Annotated in this window: 19 protein-coding genes, 1 tRNA gene and 1 other annotated feature (1 of these 21 cut by a window edge); of the genes, 16 read left to right on the top strand and 4 right to left on the bottom strand. The window is 64.1% G+C overall.

The features are described from left to right. Nucleotides 1-37: a sequence feature (Phe leader region), on the top strand (it extends 98 nt beyond the left edge of the window). A gap of 38 nt (nt 38-75) precedes the next feature. Next, nucleotides 76-1248, top strand: coding sequence for a prephenate dehydratase (gene pheA / locus QLG02_RS13445; RefSeq protein WP_011705019.1), 1173 nt, complete (start codon nt 76-78; stop codon nt 1246-1248). A 100-nt stretch (nt 1249-1348) separates the two neighbouring features. On the opposite strand, the gene QLG02_RS13450 is transcribed toward pheA, so the two are convergent. Together QLG02_RS13450 and QLG02_RS13455 are read right to left on the bottom strand one after the other, a co-directional pair. Further along, on the bottom strand, nt 1349-1780 hold the full coding sequence (locus QLG02_RS13450; RefSeq protein WP_011705018.1) for an LPP20 family lipoprotein: 432 nt from the start codon (nt 1778-1780) through the stop codon (nt 1349-1351). A gap of 15 nt (nt 1781-1795) precedes the next feature. Further along, nucleotides 1796-2416, bottom strand: a complete 621-nt coding sequence (locus QLG02_RS13455; protein WP_252452388.1) for a FlgO family outer membrane protein — start codon at nt 2414-2416, stop codon at nt 1796-1798. 194 nt (nt 2417-2610) lie between these two features. Here QLG02_RS13455 and QLG02_RS13460 point away from each other — a divergent pair, with 194 nt between their 5' ends. Further along, nucleotides 2611-3765, top strand: coding sequence for a flagellar assembly protein FlgT (locus QLG02_RS13460; protein ID WP_273761391.1), 1155 nt, complete (start codon nt 2611-2613; stop codon nt 3763-3765). Nucleotides 3766-3815: 50 nt separating this feature from the next. Next, a tRNA-Arg gene (locus tag QLG02_RS13465) sits at nt 3816-3892 on the top strand. 125 nt (nt 3893-4017) lie between these two features. Here QLG02_RS13465 and QLG02_RS13470 read toward each other — a convergent pair. Next, a complete protein-coding gene (locus QLG02_RS13470) occupies nt 4018-4809 on the bottom strand; it encodes a DeoR/GlpR family DNA-binding transcription regulator (RefSeq protein WP_282465384.1) in 792 nt (263 codons plus the stop codon). A gap of 255 nt (nt 4810-5064) precedes the next feature. Here QLG02_RS13470 and ltnD point away from each other — a divergent pair, with 255 nt between their 5' ends. The 10 genes from ltnD to QLG02_RS13520 all read left to right on the top strand — a co-directional run bounded on the left by ltnD (nt 5065) and on the right by QLG02_RS13520 (nt 17042). Continuing rightward, nucleotides 5065-5973 carry an L-threonate dehydrogenase gene (ltnD, locus tag QLG02_RS13475; protein ID WP_282465385.1) on the top strand — a complete coding sequence of 303 codons (909 nt, stop codon included), beginning with the start codon at nt 5065-5067 and terminating at the stop codon, nt 5971-5973. Continuing rightward, nucleotides 5970-7220: a 3-oxo-tetronate kinase gene (gene otnK / locus QLG02_RS13480; RefSeq protein ID WP_282465386.1), complete on the top strand. Its 1251-nt coding sequence runs from the start codon at nt 5970-5972 to the stop codon at nt 7218-7220. Before ltnD ends, otnK begins: the two co-directional genes overlap by 4 nt. Continuing rightward, nucleotides 7213-7845 carry an aldolase gene (locus QLG02_RS13485; RefSeq protein WP_282465387.1) on the top strand — a complete coding sequence of 211 codons (633 nt, stop codon included), beginning with the start codon at nt 7213-7215 and terminating at the stop codon, nt 7843-7845. Before otnK ends, QLG02_RS13485 begins: the two co-directional genes overlap by 8 nt. Beyond that, nucleotides 7842-8615 carry a 2-oxo-tetronate isomerase gene (otnI, locus tag QLG02_RS13490; RefSeq protein WP_282465388.1) on the top strand — a complete coding sequence of 258 codons (774 nt, stop codon included), beginning with the start codon at nt 7842-7844 and terminating at the stop codon, nt 8613-8615. Before QLG02_RS13485 ends, otnI begins: the two co-directional genes overlap by 4 nt. 35 nt (nt 8616-8650) lie before the next feature. Next, nucleotides 8651-9595 (top strand): D-erythronate dehydrogenase, encoded by a 945-nt coding sequence (denD, locus tag QLG02_RS13495; protein WP_282465389.1) that lies wholly within the window; start codon nt 8651-8653, stop codon nt 9593-9595. Next, nucleotides 9592-11094, top strand: a complete 1503-nt coding sequence (locus QLG02_RS13500; protein ID WP_076362294.1) for a gluconate:H+ symporter — start codon at nt 9592-9594, stop codon at nt 11092-11094. The genes denD and QLG02_RS13500 overlap by 4 nt, the downstream gene beginning before the upstream one ends. A gap of 94 nt (nt 11095-11188) precedes the next feature. Beyond that, nucleotides 11189-12085: a DMT family transporter gene (locus QLG02_RS13505; protein WP_282465390.1), complete on the top strand. Its 897-nt coding sequence runs from the start codon at nt 11189-11191 to the stop codon at nt 12083-12085. Between the two features lie 119 nt (nt 12086-12204). Next, complete coding sequence (locus tag QLG02_RS13510; protein ID WP_282465391.1) at nt 12205-14142, top strand: methyl-accepting chemotaxis protein; 1938 nt, start codon at nt 12205-12207, stop codon at nt 14140-14142. A 507-nt stretch (nt 14143-14649) separates the two neighbouring features. Next, complete coding sequence (locus QLG02_RS13515) at nt 14650-16095, top strand: OprD family outer membrane porin (RefSeq protein WP_011704981.1); 1446 nt, start codon at nt 14650-14652, stop codon at nt 16093-16095. A gap of 119 nt (nt 16096-16214) precedes the next feature. Then, entirely contained in the window at nt 16215-17042 is an 828-nt protein-coding gene (locus QLG02_RS13520; protein WP_282465392.1) for an SDR family oxidoreductase, read from the top strand. Nucleotides 17043-17199: 157 nt separating this feature from the next. On the opposite strand, the gene QLG02_RS13525 is transcribed toward QLG02_RS13520, so the two are convergent. Next, nucleotides 17200-17532, bottom strand: coding sequence for a DUF1904 family protein (locus tag QLG02_RS13525; protein WP_282465393.1), 333 nt, complete (start codon nt 17530-17532; stop codon nt 17200-17202). Between the two features lie 87 nt (nt 17533-17619). On the opposite strand from QLG02_RS13525, the gene QLG02_RS13530 reads away from it, so the two are divergent. The 3 genes from QLG02_RS13530 (at nt 17620) to smrA (ending at nt 19566) form a co-directional block, all read left to right on the top strand. Continuing rightward, nucleotides 17620-18513, top strand: coding sequence for a TraB/GumN family protein (locus QLG02_RS13530; RefSeq protein WP_282465394.1), 894 nt, complete (start codon nt 17620-17622; stop codon nt 18511-18513). Between the two features lie 168 nt (nt 18514-18681). Continuing rightward, entirely contained in the window at nt 18682-18831 is a 150-nt protein-coding gene (locus tag QLG02_RS13535) for a DUF3149 domain-containing protein (protein ID WP_064773827.1), read from the top strand. 153 nt (nt 18832-18984) lie between these two features. Beyond that, entirely contained in the window at nt 18985-19566 is a 582-nt protein-coding gene (smrA, locus tag QLG02_RS13540; RefSeq protein ID WP_029301641.1) for a DNA endonuclease SmrA, read from the top strand. The last annotated feature ends 101 nt before the right edge of the window (nt 19567-19667 follow it).

The following is a 19667-nucleotide window of genomic DNA, read 5'->3' on the forward strand; positions in this document are numbered from 1 at the left end:
AGACGAATCGAGCCTCCCCTAGCGGAGGTTTTTTTTTGCAGCCACCACAATCGATTACTTGGATAGGGAACCATCATGGCAACGCTCGACGAGATCAGACAAGACATCACCCAGTTGGATCAGGAACTGCTCGCCCTGCTGGCCAAACGCAAGACCCTCAGCATCGAGGTCGCCCGCGCCAAGCAGGCCAACCCGCGCCCGATCCGCGATCCCCAGCGCGAGCAGGATCTGCTGGTCGCCCTGATCCAGAAAGGGCGTGTGCTGGGGCTGGACGCCCAGTACATCACCCGCATCTACCACACCATCATCGAAGATTCCGTGCTCTCCCAGCAGGCCTATCTGCAGAGCCTGCTCAACCCGGAGCAGCAGGAGCCGATGACCAGCGTCGCCTACCTGGGACCGCGCGGTTCCTACTCCAGCCTCGCCGCCCGCAAGTACCTGGCCCGCTACAAGGATCAGGTGATCGAGGTGAACTGCCAGAATTTCCGCGAGGTGCTGGATGCGGTGGAATCGGGCCGTGCCGCCTTCGGGGTCCTACCCATCGAGAACACCAGCTCGGGCTCCATCAACGAGGTGTACGACGTGATGCAGCACACCAGCCTCTCCATCGTCGGTGAGCTGACCTACCCCATCGAGCACTGCATCCTCACCGCCGTGCCGACCGAGCTGGGCCGCATCAAGACCTTCTATGCCCACCCGCAGGTATTCCAGCAGTGCTCCCATTACCTCAGCAAGCTGGAAGGGGCGCGCCACGAGATCTGCGACTCCTCCTCCAGCGCCATGATGAAGGTGAAAGAACTGGCGAGCCCGGAGGCGGCAGCCATCGGCAGCGCCGCCGGCGGCGAGCTGTACGGGCTGGACGTGCTGGCCGAGCAGCTGGCCAACCAGAAAGAGAACTACAGCCGCTTCATCGTGGTGGCGCGCAAGCCCATCGACGTTGCACCGCAGATCCCGGCCAAGACCACCCTCATCATGTCCACCTCCCAGAAACCGGGCTCGCTGGTGGAGGCGCTGCTGGTGCTGCGCAGCAACGAGATCAACATGACCAAGCTCGAGTCCCGTCCGGTGCAGGGCAACCCGTGGGAGGAGATGTTCTACCTGGATGTCTCCGCCAACCTGCAGACCCCGGCCATGCAGGCCGCGCTGATGGAGCTGACCAAGATCACCCGCTACATCAAGGTGCTGGGTTGCTACCCGAGCGAAGACGTCAAACCGACCGCCGTACCGCCGGTGCTGCTGGGCAACTAGCCAACGCTGCAATCAGCCAGGCTGGGCGGCCGACACCACCAATGAAAAAGGCGACCCTCCGGGGTCGCCTTTTTGTCGTCCATTCGCCTGAGATATGCCGTCAGAACTGGCCCGCCATCAACTGGTTGATGTTGTAGAGGGCGCGGGTATCGAGCTCCATCTCGGTGGCATAGGTGTTGCCGCGGGGATAGGAGGCCACCACCCTGGCGCCGCGCACCATGCCGGCCACCGACACGTCCAGCGAGTTGGAGGTCTGGGTCAAGTCCTTGTAGCTGCTCTGGCCGCGCACCTGCTGGCCGTTGAGCTGTTCCGCCAGCTCCCGATAGGCATCCATCTTGGAGGCGCGGATGGCCTGCAGCATCTTCTCGGACTGGGACGGACCGGGCTGGATGTCGATCACCGCGTAGCCGACCGCCTTGAGCACCGGGAAGTCATCCGGCTTGTTGTTGCCGCCGCCATAGTTGACCACCCGATTGCCGCCGCTGCACGCCGTCAGCAGCAGGGCCAGCAGGCATCCGAACAGGATTTTCATTGCATCTACTCCTTGTCAGGGCGTCAAATTGACCAGATGGCCGCCGGGACGCGCCTGGCTGTCACGCATCAGGTAACCGCGGTTGAGCGAGGCCCGGCCAAACGAATTGTTGGCACCGAACAGGTATTGTTGCGGGATCAGGCTCTGGGCCGTGGTCTCCACCATCTTGGTACGCAGGTCGATGATGCGGGCATTGACCAGGATCCCCTGCTTGTTGCGGCTGAAGGTGCCGGTCAGGATGCGGGAGATGGGCAGCCGGGGGGAGAGATCCCGATAGTTGCGGCTCATCACGAAGTCCCCCTGCGGGGTGACCTTGATGCTGCCGGTCAGCTTGAAATCCACCACTACTTCCCCGCGCCGGTTCAGCTCGTAAATAAAGCTCTCCTCGATCTGCTGCCCCATCCAGTTGGTGTCCTGCAGGGTATCGAGATCGACGAAAGAGGAGACCGCAATGGGTTCGGTCAGAGTGGAGAGCGACTTGCGCTCCATCAGCTGATCGGTCATGCGCGCCACCAACCAGTTGAGTTCCATCCCCTGCGCCGCCTGACGAGGATCACCCTGCTCCCGGTTGATGGGGTCGGAGCCGCAGCCGGCCAATGCCAGGGCGAGCGCCAACGCCGTGATGAGTTTGTTCATGGATACCTTTCCTGTATCTGCACCTGATTTGTTATCGGTTCGACCGGCCAAAGCTTGAGCCGGGAATGAGGCATGGATCTTGCTAAATATTCGCGAGTGCTGTGCAACCGGCACGGTTCTGTGATCTGTATCGGCCGGCGACCTCGCTTCGACAGGGGTGAATCGCGCCGACCCGCATATTCAAGGTGCTTGTCATGAAATTACCGCTGCTGTTAACCCTGCTGCTGGCCAGTCTGTCGGCCCGGGCCGAGATCATCGAGGCGCAGGGCAGTGCCGCCATCCTGGGCGGAGACGAGGTCTACGCCCGCGAGCAGGCGACCCGCGATGCCCTGCGGCAGGCTCTGCTGGCGAGCGGCGCCGCCGTCTCCAGTATCCAGCGCCTGGAAAACGGCAGCCTGCGCTCCGAGCAGATCCAGATCCGTTCCGGCGGCGACATTCGCCAGTACCGGCTCAAGCGGGAAGAGGTGCGCAACGGCCGCATGTACATTACGGTACAGGCCGACATCCAGGCCGAACGCCAGATCTGCCAGACCCAGCACTACGCCAAGGATTTGACGCTGGTGCGGCTGCGGCTGCGCTACCCCGAGCAGGCGAGCTACGGCGCCCTCGACGACATGCCCGCCAACCTGTCACGCCGCATGTTCGAGGCCCTGGCCAACGCACCGCAAGGGGTAGCCGTGCGCCAGTGGCTGGACGAGAACCTGCGCATCGACCCGCTCCACCTGCAACAGGGGGATCGCAGCGCCCTCGAGGAGATCAAGGCGCTCAGCCTGCGCACCGACAGCCAGTATCTGGTGCTCGGCAGCATCGACGATCTCTCCCTCGAGCCGCAGGGCAACCAGCTGACCAGCTGGTATGAAGACCCCATCCGCAACTTTCGCATGCAGCTCTATCTGTTCGACGGCATCAACGGCAGCCTGCTCGGCCGCAAGGAGTACCAGGGCCGGGCCAACTGGACCTTCGCCAAGCGGGATCAGGTGGGCAGCAGCAGCGGCCAGTTCTGGCAGTCGAGCTACGGCCAGGAGGTCAACTACCAGTTGCAGGAAGCGGTACAGGATCTGGTGGCCCAGCTCAGCTGCGCCCCAGTCACCGCCCGGGTGATCGGCCAGAACGAGCGCGGCCCCCACATCAATCTGGGCCGCCGCAACGGCGTCCGGCTCGGGGATCAGTTCCGCATCCAGCACGATGCCGATTTCATCGACCCCTACGGCAAGTCGCGCATGATGCGCAACCCGGCCGACGGCCTGTTCGAAGTGGTGCAGGTATTCGAGGATGGCGCCATCATCAGCAGCCAGAACAAATATTCGCCGTTTAACATCCAGATCGGGGATCTGGCAGTATTGGAATAAGAATCAAGGGTTTAAAAGGGAGCGGCTTCTTGTATAATGCCCGCCACAATGCTCCCGTAGCTCAGTAGGATAGAGCGGTCCCCTCCTAAGGGACAGGCCACTGGTTCGACTCCAGTCGGGAGCGCCATACAAAACAAGGGGTTGGCATCATCATGATGCCAACCCCTTGGTCGTTCCAGGCCAAGGCAGCCATTCGGCCGATTGCGGGCACGTCGGCCGCCCCGCATCCCGCCACAAGCGTACCTGCCCGAACTAACCTGCCAGCCCCGTGGGGCCATCTCCCACTGCGACCAGAGTGAGCCTGACACCATGCTGGGCCAGCACCTCGCGGGCACTTTCGGGCAATTGCCCATCGCTGATGACCTGATCGATCGCTTCCCAGCCAACCACGTTGAAGGTACCCACCTTGCCGTATTTGGAGGAGTCGCAGATAAGTATTCGGGTCGCGGCGGCCTCCACCACGGCACGCTTGACCGGCACCTTCTGCTCGCTGGGGGTGGAGATCCCCAGGGCATCCCAGGAGGAGGCCGACAAAAAGGCCACATCAAGATGCAAATTGCGCAGGAAGTGAGCGGTGGCCTCGCCAGCGCAGGACTGGTTCTCCCGAATGACCTGCCCGCCGGTGTGATAGAGGCGGCAACGGCCGTGCTCGATCAGGTAGGCGCAGACCATGAAGTCGTTGGTCACTATCATCAGATCTTCCCGCTGCGCCAGCTCCCGGGCCAGCTCGAGGGAGGTAGTTCCCGCATCCAGATAGACGGAGCTGCCAAGTGCCACCTGGGCTGCAGCACTGTACGCAATGGCGAGCTTGGCCTCCTGCATCAGACTGCGCTTGGTGGCGTGGGAGGGTTCGCTCTTGATCCGTTCTGAAAGGCTCACCCCCCCTGACACGGAGATGACCCGCCCCTGATCTTCGAGCTTCTGGATATCGCGCCTGATGGTCATGTGGGAGACCTGCAGGCGCTCGGTCAATTCTGTGATGCTGACGGCACCGCGCTCGGCCAGCAGGTGCAGGATCTGTTGCTGTCTCTCTACGGGGATCATGGGCAATCCGTAACGCTAAAATGAGCGTCCATGTTACCCCAGCAGGATGGGAAGTTTTGATAAAAAAGCAAATCAAGGCTCACAATTCACAACAAATCACATAAGCATCTCCATTAAAGTCACTCAATCGGCTCCACACCTCTTTAAATAACAAAAATTAACACAATTAAAGTTAAATTTTGTGACGCCTGCCTAATATTTCATCACCACAAGCCCCTACTATCGGTTCATTCGTTGTAATCGAGGAACTGAGAGATGAGCAGACCCTATCACGTTGCGGTCATCGGCCTGGGCGCCATGGGCATGGGCGCCGCCCGCTCCTGCCTGCGGGCCGGACTCACCACCTATGGCATCGACCTCTGTGCGACCGCCCGGGAACAGCTGCAGGCCGCCGGAGCAGCAGCCGTCATGGCCGATGCCCGCCCGCTTGCCGAAACCCTGGACGCCGTTCTGCTGCTGGTGGTCAACGCCACCCAGGTGCGCCGCATCCTGCTCGGCGAAGAGGGGCTCGCTCGCCATCTCAAACCGGGCACTGCCGTCATGGTCTCTTCCACCATAGCGGCAGAAGAGGCGAGCGCCCTAGCCGCCGAGCTGGCCACGCTGGACCTGCCGATGCTGGACGCCCCGGTCTCCGGCGGCGCCATCAAGGCCGAGGCCGGCGAGATGACGGTGATGGCCGCCGGCGCCGATGCCGCCTTCGACAAGCTGGCCCCTGTGCTCGATGCGGTGACCGGCAAGGTCTACCGAGTCGGCAGCAAACCGGGCCAGGGCAGCACGGTCAAGATCGTTCACCAACTGCTGGCGGGCGTGCACATCGCCGTGGCCGCCGAGGCCATGGCGCTGGCGAGCCGCGCTGGCATCTCGCTCGATCTGATGTACGACGTAGTGACCCATGCCGCCGGCAACTCCTGGATGTTCGAAAACCGCATGGCCCGGGTGCTGGCCGGCGACTACCAGGCCCGCTCGGCGGTCGACATCTTCGTCAAGGATCTCACCCTGGTAGCCGACACGGCGCGAGAGCTGCGCTTCCCGCTGCCGCTGGCGAGCACCGCCCTCAACATGTTCCTCACCGCCAGCAACGCCGGCCACGGCCAGGAAGATGACAGCGCCGTCATCAAGATCTTCGACGGCATTACCCTGCCAGGCATGGAGGAGGCACAATGAAACTGGGCGTGATTGCAGACGACTTTACCGGGGCTACCGACATCGCCGGCTTTCTGGTGGAAAACGGCCTCGCCACCCTCCAGCTTGCCGGCATCCCGCCGGCGGTGGATCTCAGCGGCATCGATGCCGTGGTGATCAGCCTCAAGAGCCGCTCCTGCCCAGCGGGCGAAGCAGTTCGCGACTCGCTGGCCGCCCTCGACTGGCTCAAGGCACGCGGCTGCCCGCGTATCTACCAGAAGTACTGCTCCACCTTCGACAGCACGGCGGCCGGCAATATCGGCCCGGTCACCGATGCCCTGCTGGCGGCGCTGGAGAGCCGGTTCACCCTGATCTGCCCGGCCCTGCCGGTGAACGGTCGCACCGTCTATCAGGGCAACCTGTTCGTCGGCGCCCAGCCGCTGGCCGAGTCCGGCATGCGCCACCATCCCATCACCCCCATGACCGACAGCAATCTGCTGCGATTGATGGAGAGGCAGGGCTCGGGGCGCGCCGGACTGGTGCCCTTCACCACCATAGCGCAGGGCCCCGCAGCCATTGCCGACGCCTTCGAGCAACTGGTGCGTGATGACGTGCGCTACGCCGTGGTCGATACCCTCACCGAGCAGCACCTGCTGGATATCGCTGAGGCCGCCATCGAGATGCCGCTGGTGACCGGCGGCTCCGGGCTCGCCATCGGCCTGGCCCGGTTGCTCGGTAACGGCAATCCGGCCGCCGCCCGCGCCGCGGGAAGACCGCTGGGCACTCGCGCCGTGGTGCTGTCGGGCTCCTGCTCCGAGATGACCAATCGCCAAGTGGCCCGCTATCAGAAGGTGGCGCCAGCACTGGCCCTCGACGTGGCAGCTTGCCTGACGCAAGCCGACTACCCGGCCGAACTGGCACGCTGGGTTCTGGATCAGCCGGCAACCCCCGCCCCCATGATCCACGCCACCACCAGCCCGGACCGGCTGGCCGAGATCCAGGCCCGCCATGGCCGCGACCTTGCAAGCGAGGCGGTGGAGCAGTGCTTTGCTCGCCTCGCCGTACTGCTGCGCGCCGCAGGCATAGACAGTTTCATCGTCGCCGGCGGCGAGACCTCGAGCTGCATCACCCAGGCGCTGGGTATTGCCGCCTTCCACATAGGCCCGCAGATCGCCCCCGGTGTGCCCTGGGTGCGTGCAACTGACACCCCACTCTCGCTGGCCCTCAAATCCGGCAACTTTGGTGACGAGACCTTCTTCAGCCGGGCACAGGAGTTTTTCCATGACTGAACAGGCACTACGCGACACCATGGTGATGCTGGGCGCATCCCTTTTCCAGCGAGGCTATGCCACCGGCGGCGCCGGCAATCTCTCCGCCAAACTGCCGGACGGCACCCTACTCGCGACCCCGACCGGCTCCTGCCTCGGCCGGCTCGATCCGATGCGTCTCGCCCGGGTGAGCATGAGTGGCGAGCATCTGGGGGGGGATCGCCCCTCCAAGGAGGTAGCCTTCCACCTCGCCATCTACCACAACAACCCGAACTGCCAAGCCGTGGTGCACCTGCACTGCACTCACCTGACCGCCCTCTCCTGCCTGGAGGGACTGGATCCGGCCAACGTCATCCGTCCCTTCACCCCCTACTACGTGATGCGGGTCGGCCAGCTGCCGCTCATCCCCTACTACAAGCCCGGGGATGCCCGCATCGCCGAGGAGCTGGGGCGCCGCGCTCCCGAAGGCAACGCCTTCCTGCTGGCCAACCACGGCCCCGTGGTGACGGGCAAGGATCTGGTGGATGCGGTCAACAACATGGAAGAGCTGGAGGAGACGGCTCGCCTCGCCCTGCTGCTGCACGGACAGCGGATCCGCTACCTGAACGAACCCGAAGTTGATGAATTGAGGAGGATGAAACCATGAGCAAGTTTGCCGCCAATCTCACCATGCTGTTTACCGAAGTGCCGTTCCTGGAGCGCTTCGCCGCCGCCCGCGACGCAGGCTTCAGCGCGGTGGAGTTCCTCTTCCCTTACGAGTGGCCGGCCGCCGAGCTGGGTCGCCAACTGCAGCTGCACGGTCTCTCCCAGGCGCTGTTCAATATGCCGCCGGGCAACTGGGCGGCAGGGGAGCGCGGCATGGCCGCCATCCCGGGGCGGGAGGCCGAGTTTCGTGCCCACCTGCCAAGTGTGCGCGACTACGCCCTGGCGCTCGGTTGCACCAAGGTGCACGCCATGAGCGGCATAGTCGACCCCGCTCATAGCCTCCCGGCCCACCGCCAGACCCTGATCGACAACATCCGCTTCGCCGCCGACTTCCTGGCCGCAGACGGTATCAAGGTGCTGCTGGAGCCCCTCAACGATCGGGACGTGCCCGGCTACTTCCTGGCTCACCAACTCGACGCCCTGGCGCTGGTGCAGGAGATAGACAGACCCAACGTGGGGGTGCAGCTCGACCTCTATCACGCCCAGATCATGGACGGGGATCTCACCCGTCTCATCGGCAAGCTGGGCCCGGCCATCGGCCACGTCCAGATCGCCTCGGTACCGGATCGCCACGAGCCGGACGAGGGGGAGATCGCCTACCCGCACCTGTTCAAGGTGCTGGCGCAGGCGGGCTACCACGACTGGATCGGCTGTGAATACAACCCCAGAGGCAACACCCGGCAAGGCTTGACCTGGCTGGCACAACAATAACGACCCTACACACGAACGAGTCTGAGGATAGCAAGATGCAGATCATCATCACCGGCGGCGGCGGCTTTTTAGGACAGAAGCTGGCCCGTGCCCTGTTGCACAGTTCCTTACCTTTCAGCGAGCTGCTGCTGGTGGACATTCAGGCGCCACCAGCCCTGGCCGACCCACGGGTACGCTGCCTGCAGGCGGATCTGACCGCCCCCGGAGTGGCCGAGTCCCTCATCAGCGAGCGAACCGCCGCGGTCTACCACCTGGCCGCCATCGTCAGCAGCCACGCTGAGCAGGACTTCGATCTGGGCTGGCAGGTCAACCTGAACACCACCCGCACCCTGCTGGAGGCGTGCCGCCATGCCCGGCCGGGCATCCGCTTCGTGTTCACCAGTTCGCTGGCGGTCTATGGCGGCCCGCTGCCGGAACTGGTGAATGACGGCACAGCCCTCACTCCGACCTCCTCCTACGGCGCCCAGAAGACGATGGGGGAGCTATTGGTCAACGACTACAGCCGCAAGGGCTACGTTGACGGCCTGGCGCTGCGCCTGCCCACCATCTGCGTGCGGCCGGGCAAACCGAACCGCGCCGCCTCCTCCTTTGTCAGCAGCATCATCCGCGAGCCGCTGCAAGGGGAGAGCGCCATCTGCCCGGTGAGCCCAGATCTGCGTCTCTGGCTCTCCAGCCCCACCACCGTGGTTGCCAACTTCCTGCTGGCCGCCACCCTGCCAAAGGGGGATGGCCGCAGCATCAACCTGCCCGGCATCAGTGTGACCGTCGGCGAGATGCTGACGGCGCTGACTCAGGCAGGCGGCCAAGCGGCGCGGGATCGGGTGCAATTTGCCGCCGATCCGGCCATCGAACGCATTGTGGCCAGCTGGCCGGGGCGCATCGACAACCAGCGCGCCAGCGCCCTCGGTTTCATGGCAGACAGGACGTTTGCCGACATCATCGACAGCTTCATCACCCATGACATGCAGGAGGCATCATGAGCGACATCCCAACCCCCATCATCGGTCTCATCATCGCCGTCTTCGTGCTGGTGTTTCTGGTCATCCGTACCCGGGTGCACGCCCTGATCGCCATGCTGGCGGCGGCCTGTATCGCCGGGATCACCGGCGGCATGAGCATCGACAAGACCCTCACCGTCATCACTCAGGGCTTTGGCTCCACCCTCGGCAGCATCGGCATCGTCATCGGCCTCGGGGTCATGATGGGTCGCCTGCTTGAGGTCTCCGGCGCCGCCGAACAGATCGCCTACAGCTTCATCAAGTGGCTCGGCAAACGCCGCGAGGAGTGGGCGCTGGCCATCACCGGCTACATCGTCAGCATCCCCATCTTTGTGGATTCCGCCTTCGTCATCCTCTATCCGGTGGCCAAAGCGCTGGCGAAAAGCGGCAAGCGCTCCCTGCTCACCCTGGGGGTGGCGCTGGCGGGCGGCCTGGTGGTGACTCACCATACCGTGCCGCCCACCCCGGGCCCGCTGGGGGTTGCCGGCCTGTTTGGGGTGGACATCGGCGCCATGCTGCTGACCGGCATGGCCCTCGCCATCCCCTGCGTGCTCGGCATCGTCTTCTATGCCCAGTGGCTCGACAAGAAGTACCCCGAGTTCGGCGCCCAGGCTGCCCAGACCCCGGATGAGCTGCAGGTCACCTATGAGCAGTACCTCAAGGAGAAGGAGGGCAAGACCCTGCCGAGCCTGAGCCTGTCGCTGCTGCCGATCCTGGTGCCCATCGTGCTCATCTTCCTCAAGGCCATCTTCACCACCCTCGCCACCCTGGAAGGGATGGACGGCCTGATGGAGAACCCGCTGGTGCAGGGCATCAACTTCATCGGCGCCCCCATCATCGCGCTCGCCATCAGCGTGCTGCTGGCGGTCTACACCCTGGTGCCACACATGGACAGGCACGCCACCGCCGCTCGCCTGGAAGAGGGGCTGCAGTCGGCCGGCATCATATTGCTGGTGACCGGTGCCGGCGGCGCGCTGGGGGCGGTGCTGCGCGACAGTGGCGCAGGCCAGCAGCTGGCCGAGCAGATCGCCCTGCTGCCCATCTCACCCATCCTGATCCCCTTCATCGTGGCGACCCTGGTGCGCCTCATCCAGGGATCCGGCACCGTGGCCATGGTGACGGCGGCGTCCATCTCGGCCCCCATCCTGGCGCAGATCCCAGGGGTCAACATGTTGCTGGCCGCCCAGGCCGCCACCATGGGGTCGCTCTTCTTCGGCTACTTCAACGATAGCCTGTTCTGGGTGGTCAACCGGATGATGGGGATCTCGGACGTGAAGCAGCAGATGATCGTCTGGTCCATCCCGACCACCATCGCCTGGGCCATCGGCGGCACCGGCGTCGCCCTGCTGAACCTGATGTTTGGCTCCGGCGGTACCTGGTTCGACCCCGTGCTGCCGCTGCTGGTGCTGGCGCTCATCATCTGGGGCGTGCGTCGCCAGCAGCTGCCTGCCATCAGCAGCGCGGTGGCTGACAGCAAATAATCCCGTCGCCACACCACTGAGGTATGGCCATCAGGGAGGGCCGGTCTGCTAGACTGGCCCTCTTTTTGTTCATTCATCTGCAAAGGAGTGTCGGATGTCTGCTGCTTCGTGGTGCGACAAGTCCACCGGGCTGGCGCTGCTGACCATAGTGCTGTGGGCCTCGCTGGCGGCGCTCACCTCCCGGGTTACCAGCGTGTCACCGCTGGTACTGGTGGGGCTGGTGCTGTTTTTCTGCGGGGCGGGAGCCCTGCCGTTCTGGCGTCAGTGGCGGGCCCGTCCGGTCAACTGGCTGGTGACCATCAGCGCCCTGCTGCTCTACCACCTGCTGCTGTTCATGAGCTTTCGCCACGCCCCCGTGCTGGAGGCGAACCTCATCAACTACCTGTGGCCGCTGTGCATCATCCTGTTCACCCCATTGCTGCTGCCGGGCCACCCGCTGCACGGTCGTCACCTGCTGGCCGGCGCCCTGGGTCTGGCCGGCTCGGTACTGGTGATGGTGAACGGCGAGCTGCAGCTGCAACAGGCCTATCTGCCTGGCTATCTGCTGGCGCTGGGGGCCGCCATCGTCTGGGGCGCCTACTCGGTGCTGTCGCGCCGGCTGCCGCCAGCCCCGGCGGTGATGACGGCGGCGGCCTGTCTGCCCGCCGGGTTGCTGGCACTGCTGCTGGCCTGGCTGCTGGAGGGACCACTGCCGGTGGCACGCATCCCGGCCGGTGACTGGGGCCTCATCATCGGGCTGGCGCTCGGCCCCATGGGGGCGGCCTTCGTCACCTGGTATCTGGCGCTGCGGGACGGGGATCCACGCCGGATCGGGGCACTGGCCTATCTGACGCCGCTGCTGAGCACGCTGCTGCTGGTGCTGCTCAATGGCGAGCAGCTCACCCCCCGTCACCTGCTGGCCGGCGCCCTCATCATGGGTGGCGCCCTGCTCGGCATGCTGGGCAAGCCCCCTGCCCGCAACCAGCAGGAAGCCCCTGCCCCGCAGCCGTAAGCCAGTCCCCCTCGACAGTCAGTCCGGGCCGCCGGGCTGACTGTCATAAAAGCGCCATCTCTGCTGCTTAAGCTCACGCCGACGCCCATCGCCGTGGTTCAACAAGCAGGAATGCTGCCGTGAAAATTGCCCATTATGCCTCCCTCTCTTCCCTCGCTCTGCTGCTGGTCGCCGCCGTGCAGGTCGGTGCCCTCTGGCACGGCTGGCAACAGCTGAACCAGGCCGAGCAGGCCCAGTACCAGCACGAACGGCTGCAGCAGCGGCTCACCGGCACCCTGCAGGGCACCTTGCGCGACTACCTCGCCAGCGGCGATCCGCTGCGGCTGACCGAGGCCGAAGGGGTACGCAAACAGGCGCTAGCCCAGCTCTCCCAGCAGGATGTGGCGCTCACGGCGCCGCTGCGCACCCTGCTCGAACAGATGGGAGCGCGCATCGACAGCGACTATCTGGCGGCCGGCAAGCTCTCCGGCAACAGCCAGTGGCTGCTGCAAAATGCCGAGAACGAGCTGACCGATCAGGCCAGGGCGCTGCTGCGTTACGGCCAGCAAGGGGCGACGGGGAGCGACCCGGCCAGCGCCGAGCGCTATCGCCAGCTGGCCGGCGACCTGTTGGCGGCCCTGCCGGGGCTCGCTCACCTGCGCCAGAACTACATGGAGCAGGCCAGCCCCAAGCTGCTGGAAGGGTTGCAGTTCGAGCTGACGGCCCTGCAAAAACAGGCCGAGCAGCTGGCGGTCCTGCCGAGTTTGGATCTTTTCGAGGCGCCTCCTGCCGACGAGTTCACCCTGGGGGAACCGGAGCGCAAGGAGCTCGGGGATCTGCCCAAGGCCGAACTGCTCTCGCTGCTCAAGCGCTACCCGCAGGAGCTGGAGAACAGCCGCAAGGCGCTGCAACAGCAGCAGGCGGGCCGTCTCGCGGTGCAACAAGACATAGGCCAGATGCTGCAAGCCACCGGCCACATCGGCAGCGAACTGGCCGCCGCCCGTCAGGCGGTCAACCAGCGGCTGGCCGCCATCCTCGGCAGTCTGGCGCTCTGTCTGGTACTGGTCGCCCTGCTGTTTGCGCTGGTACAGCGCCGCTGGCTGGCCAGGCCGCTGCTGCGCCTGCGCGCGGCCTTCCTGCAGCTCGACGAGACCGGGCAGGCCGAAACCCTGCCAGAGGGGAGCGAGCGCAACGAGCTGGCCGACATCGTCGCCAGCTACAACCGCCTCATCCTGCGGCTGCAGCAGGATCAGCAGCAGAAAGAGGGTCAGCTGTCGGCGGTGTCGCAAAGCCTGCAGGGGATGGTCAACCAGGTGCAGGAGATCCATCACAGTACCCGCACCACGGAACAGGCGGTGGACGAGAGCGATCTGATGATGAGCGAGCTGAACCAGCTGGCCGGCGAGGTGCATCAGGTGGCCGCCGAGATAGCGCAGCACGCCCAGCACAACGAGCACTCCATGAGCCAGAGCGAGCAGCTGGTGGGCGGCATGTTGCAGGCCACCGCCCAGACCGGGCTTGCCATCGACGAGAGCGGCGGCGCCCTGGCCCAGCTCAAGCGCTCGGTGGAAGATGTGACCGCCATCGTCGACGTGATCGGCCACATCTCCCAGCAGACCAACCTGCTGGCACTCAATGCGGCCATCGAGGCGGCGCGGGCCGGCGAGCAGGGGCGCGGTTTTGCGGTGGTGGCCGACGAAGTGCGCCACCTCTCCGCCGATACCCAGCGCTCCCTCGGCCAGATCACCGAGATCCTGACCAGACTCACCCAGGCGGGGGAGCAGCTCGGCACCGTGCTGGCGCGGATCACCGCAGAAGCCGCCGCCCAGCGCCAGCAGGCGGAGCAACTGCGCCAGACCACCCAGGCAGTGCGGGAGATGGCGCGCAGCACGGCGGTCATCGCCCTGCAGGGGGCCGACAACGCCAAGAGCCAGGAGCACAAGCTGGCCAGTTTTGCCGATCTCATCGGCCGCATCAGCCAGCACGCCCGCCAAGGCAGCCGTCTCTCGGTGCAGGTGTCGGAGCACATCCACCACCAGGCCAGCCAGATCCCGCGCATCCTCGGTCACCAGGCCTGAGCCGTGCCGGTTTAGCCGGCGTCCCCTACCCGGCCCCTGCCATCGCGCAGGGGTTTATCTTTTTTTGTAGCACAAAATTATCTGTTATCCGCTGGTTAACGAAGAAAGATCCCTCTGCACAGTGCGATCCGTCCGGATCGGCCGGCAATTTCATCTGAAAACGTTGTCATCACCGATATCAGCGGGCTGGGAGTGTCCACAGCAAGCGTCATGATTATTTGCACTCGGTCATATTTTTGAAACTTGGTGGGAACTTTCCATTGATATTTCGCACCGCGAACGTACTCTTGGATTGTCCGATAGCCAAGGATCGGAACACAAAAAAACAAACTATGTGATGAACAGAACTGCACCACCGCAGATGTGCCAAGACGTCGCGGCCGCAGCCGACATACTCGAACTTTTTGCCCTTCGGGGTCTTGATTGCAATGCCAATACCGAGCGGCGGGCGCTTGCCTGACTGCCGGACAAAAAAAGCTAAGTCCATAAAATCAGGAGCAATACAAAATGGAAAAAGTGATCTTCAAACGTGCCGCATTGAGCGCAGCCATCGTTGCTGCCATGCTCGCCCCCGGTATGGTGTTGGCTGCCGACGAAGCCGGCCCCACCTATGCAGCCGCTGCCAGCAAATTCTATGAAGAAGGCAAACTCAACGGTGGCCTCTTCTACTTCCAGCGTGACCGTCAGCGTATCGATGGCGACCCCACCGCCAAGAACAAAGAAGGCAAGTACCAGTCCAACCTGAGCCACGCCACCACCCAGGCCTCCCTGAACTTCAACTCCGGCTACGCCTGGGACGTGGTGGGTATCGATGTGGGCGGTTTCGGTGCCTATGACCTGGCCGTGACCGAGAACCACCCGGTCAACCAGGAGAACGAATTCTCCTTCGCCGGCAACAAATGGGGCGAAAACTACAAGGACGGCTCCCCGGAAGGCGGCTTCAGCCTGGCCAACGCCTCGCTGAAATTCAAGGCGCTGGACGGTGCCCTCACCGCCAAGGGTGGTCTGACCCAGCTCTACGTACCGGGCGTGATCGGCGTGAACTGGTCCTATCAGCCGGGTACCTACCGTGGTGGCCAGATCGAGGGTAACTTCGGTGGCCTCTACCTGACCTACGCCATCGCCGACGAGTACAAATCCCCCTGGTACAAAGAGACCCAGAAGTTCTCCCGTGCCAAGGCATGGATGGATCCGTTCGCCGATGAAAACGTCATCGACTACATCCAGGGTGTCGCCGCCCGTTACACCTTCGAGAACGGCACCGCCATCACAGGTTCCTACGGTAACTCCGAAAACTACATGGACAGCTACCACTTCAAGCTGGCCCATAAATTCGACGTGCTGAACGGCCTCTCCACCAGCTACCAGTTCTACGGTTCCGACACCAAGACCTATCAGAAGGGTGGTGCCGACATCGAGACTTACGATGGCCTGGCATGGCAGCAAGCGCTGACCGCCGCCTGGGGCATGGGCCCGTACGGCTTCCGTCTGGAAGGTCTGTGGACCAAGGCCGAGGGTAACGAAGGCAACTACCTGCCCCGTCTGACCCGTGGCTACGGCAACTCCCAGGGCGCGAACGAAATCTGGTGGGACTCCCGCTCCGACTGGAACGCCAACAACGAGAAAGCGCTCTACTTCGGCGTGACCCGTTCCCTGGATGACCTGGTGGGTGCACCTGGCTGGTCCGTCGGTGTCTCCGGTGCCTACGGCTGGGATATCCAGAAAGGCGACGGCACCAAGGCCACCAACGGTGAAGATACCGAATGGGCAGCCAACTTCGACGTCATGTACACAGTGCAGGATGGCAAGCTGAAGGGCACCCTGTTCAAGCTGCACTACACCGATTACAACAACGACATCAGCCAGAGCGGCGGTTGGACCGAATACCCCAACATCTTCGCCTCCGAGAAAGACGTCAAGTTCCACATCATCATGCCGTTCACCATCCTGTAAGCAGGTGGTTGAAGTTAGCAAACCGGGCCGATTGGCCCGGTTTTCTTTTTTCTGATCAGCGGGTTAACATGCAAAACCGCAGGTGCTGCTGCCTGCCCCGTCACCACAAGGATGCCCCCATGTCCCGCTTCGTTCTGATCACCGGCTGCTCCAGCGGCATCGGCCTGGCCGCCGCCAAGGTACTCGGCCAGCACGGCTACACCGTCATTGCCTCCGCCCGCAAGGCCGAGGACGTGGCGCTGCTGCGCCAGCTGGGTTTGCTGGCGGTCGAGCTGGATCTGGCCAACGAGGCCAGCATAGAGCGGGGCGCGGCCGAGGCGCAGGCACTGGCCGGCGGCCGCCTGTATGGCCTGTTCAACAACGGTGCCTACGGACAGCCCGGCGCGCTGGAGGATTTGCCCACCCAGGCGCTGCGCGAGCAGTTCGATACCAACCTGTTCGGCTGGCACCACCTCATTCGTCAGCTGCTGCCGGCCATGCTGGCGGCCGGCGAGGGGCGCATCGTGCAGAACAGCTCGGTGCTGGGGCTGGTGGCCATGAAATATCGCGGCGCCTACAACGCCAGCAAGTTCGCGCTGGAAGGGTACACCGATACCCTGCGCCTGGAGCTGGCCGGCAGCGGCGTGCAGATCAGCCTGATCGAGCCGGGCCCCATCGACACCCGCTTTCGGGCCAATGCGCGCGCCGCCTTCCTGCGTCACATAGATCCCGCCACCAGCCGCCATCAGGCCGCCTACCAGCAGACCCTGAGCCGGCTGGAGCGTGAAGGGGGTGCCCGCGGTTTTACCCTGCCAAGCGAGGCCTGCATCGCGCCGCTGCTGCACGCACTCGGTAGCCCGCGCCCCAAACACCGCTACCCGGTCACCTTCCCGACCCGGCTGTTCGGGGTGCTGCGCCGCCTGTTGCCCAGTCGCCTGCTCGACCGGATCCTCGCCAAGTCGGCCTGACGGCGACCGCCTCGCCACCCGGCACGCCTGCAAGCAGCCTGCCGCCAGGGGCGACGACGAGCATCGTCGCCTTTCGTCTCATCACCACCAACCGGCACCAGAATGCGGCACCAGAGTGGCTTGAATCAGCCAAGCCGCCATCCCTGGCAGTACCCGCTCAGTAGTGCTGGCCGTTGCTGTAATAGCAGCTCTTGACGATGGGCAGCACCTGCACCACCACATAGGTCTGCTCCCCCAGCACCGCTTTCAGGTGGCGGGTGATCAGCGCCGCAGCCGCGTCCTGCAGCTCCTGCGGGCGTTCGAACCAGACCAGCTCGACGAACGGAAAGCCGGCCTCGACCTCCCCCTCGCGCACCCAGTGGCTGTCGATGCTCTCCAGGGTGACGAACTCCGGTTTGCCCCCGGTGAGGGCACAGAGATCCTCCAGCAGGGAGGCGCTTATCTGCTTGAGGGTGTCGACGGAGACGGCCCGAAAACGAAGATGGGGCATGGGAAAACCTCTTGGCTGTGACAAATGAGGACTTATCATAGGGGTTATTGTGACGAAGAGAAGCCATCCGCTGACATAAGGTTCCCCATGAGACTCCATCGCCTGCTGCTCCCCTTCCTGCTCTGCCTGCTGCTGCCGCTGAGCGCCTTTGCCGACCCCGCCTTCTATCGGGTCAGCAAGGGCGATCAGCAGCACTGGCTGCTGGGCTCCATCCACGCGGGCAAGCCCTCGCTCTATCCGCTGCCCGACCCCATCGAGCGGGCCTGGCTGCAGAGCCGCGCCCTGGTGCTGGAAGTCGACCTGACCCACATCAGCCAGCAGCAGTGGCAAGAGATGGGGGCCATCACCCGGCTGGTGGACGGCAAGACCCTCAAGGAGCACATACCGCTCGACCTCTACCGGCGCACCATCATCGCCGCCGGCCAGAACGGCCTGACCGAGAACATGCTGGCCCCGCTGCGCCCCTGGTTCGCCGCCGTCACCCTCACCCAGGCGGCACTGGAGCGCACCGATTTTCGCAGCGCGCTCGGGGTGGATCAGCACTTCGCCAAACAGGCCACCGACGGCGGCAAGCCCATCATCGGCTTCGAGACCCTGCTCGAGCAGCTCGGCTACCTCGCCAGCGTCGGTGACAACCAGACCCTGATGCTGGAGAGCACCCTGGACGAGCTGCCCGAACTCGAGCGCGGTTTTCGCGAGGTGATGAAAGCGTGGGAAGAGGGGGACGAGGCGACCCTCATCAACCTGCTCAAATCGGAGATGGCACCGCCCAAGCTGCAGACCTGGCTGGAGCAGACCCTGCTGGCGGAGCGCAACCACAACTGGCTGAAGAAATGGTCCACCCTGCCGAACGAGAGCTTCATCGTGGTAGGAGCGCTGCATCTTTACGGCGACCAGGGCTTGCTCGCGTTGCTGGAGCAGCAGGGCTGGCGCATCACCCCGCTCACCGAGCCGGGTCCGCGCAAGCAGGCCCGCCAATAAGGCGCAGACGGGGCCACATCGGCCCCGTCAGGGTCTTTATATGGGAGGGCGCTCACAGATCCGGCTGCCGATTTAATAACCACAGAAGGACTTGATCGAGATCATCTCTTTGCTCCCAAAGAGGTATCTATCATGCCTGTCATCAATGGGATGACTGGAGTGCATGAGATGGAATTTTGGATGAACCTGATGTTCGGCAACAGCGTGGGACTGATGTCCATGTTGGTGATTATCGGTACCTTCCTGCTGATCAGTTCCTACGCGGCTTATTTCATCTACAAGGTGATGAACGCCAAGCCGCCGAAAGAGGGCCAATAAGCCTGCGTCAGGCGATCCCCGATCGCCTGATCCCGCCCTCGCCTCCCCTTTGCTCACGGGCTGAGCAACCCGGCGCCACCAGCGCGCCCGCCACTTTCAGATCCGCCCCCGCCCGCTATAATGGCTGCTCATTCCACCTGCGGGGAGCCTGCCGTGTCTCATAACGACGAACTCTCACTGTTTCGCAATGAAGTGGCCGATGTGCGCCCCATTCGCAACGACCATATCCGCCTCCAGACGGCGGGCAGCAGCCCGACCGACGCCCAGCTGGCGCGGCGCCAGGCCGCCACCGCCGAACAACTCGCCCTGGATCACCTCAGCATGGAGGCGGTCGAGATGCTCGACCCCCACGCCATCGTCGGCTTCAAGCGCGACGGGGTGCAGGAGGGGGTCTACAAGAAGCTGCGACTCGGCAAATACGAGCTGCAGGCGAGCCTGGACCTGCACCAGAAGACCCTGAACGAAGCGCGCCAGAGCCTGGTGCAGTTCATTGCGGATTGCGAACTGCGCGACATCCGCTGCCTGCTGATCCTGCACGGCAAGGGGGAGCGCAGCACGCCGCGCGCCCTGCTCAAAAGCTATGTCAGCGCCTGGCTCCCGCAACTGCCGGCGGTGATGGCCATGCACAGCGCCGAGCGCCGTCACGGTGGCGGCGGAGCCCTCTACGTGCTGCTGCGCAAGAGCGAGCGCAAGAAGGCAGAGAACCGCGAACGCCATCAGAAACGGCTCGGCTAGCCAGCGCCCGTCATCTGGTCAGTCATCCTAAGCCAGGGTGGTAAAACGCTCGAGGGCAGTGTTAGCATCGTTCGGCCCCGAGCATGCCAGGTACGGGGTGC

It is taken from the genome of Aeromonas sp. V90_14, from assembly GCF_029967615.1.
GTDB lineage: Bacteria > Pseudomonadota > Gammaproteobacteria > Enterobacterales > Aeromonadaceae > Aeromonas > Aeromonas hydrophila.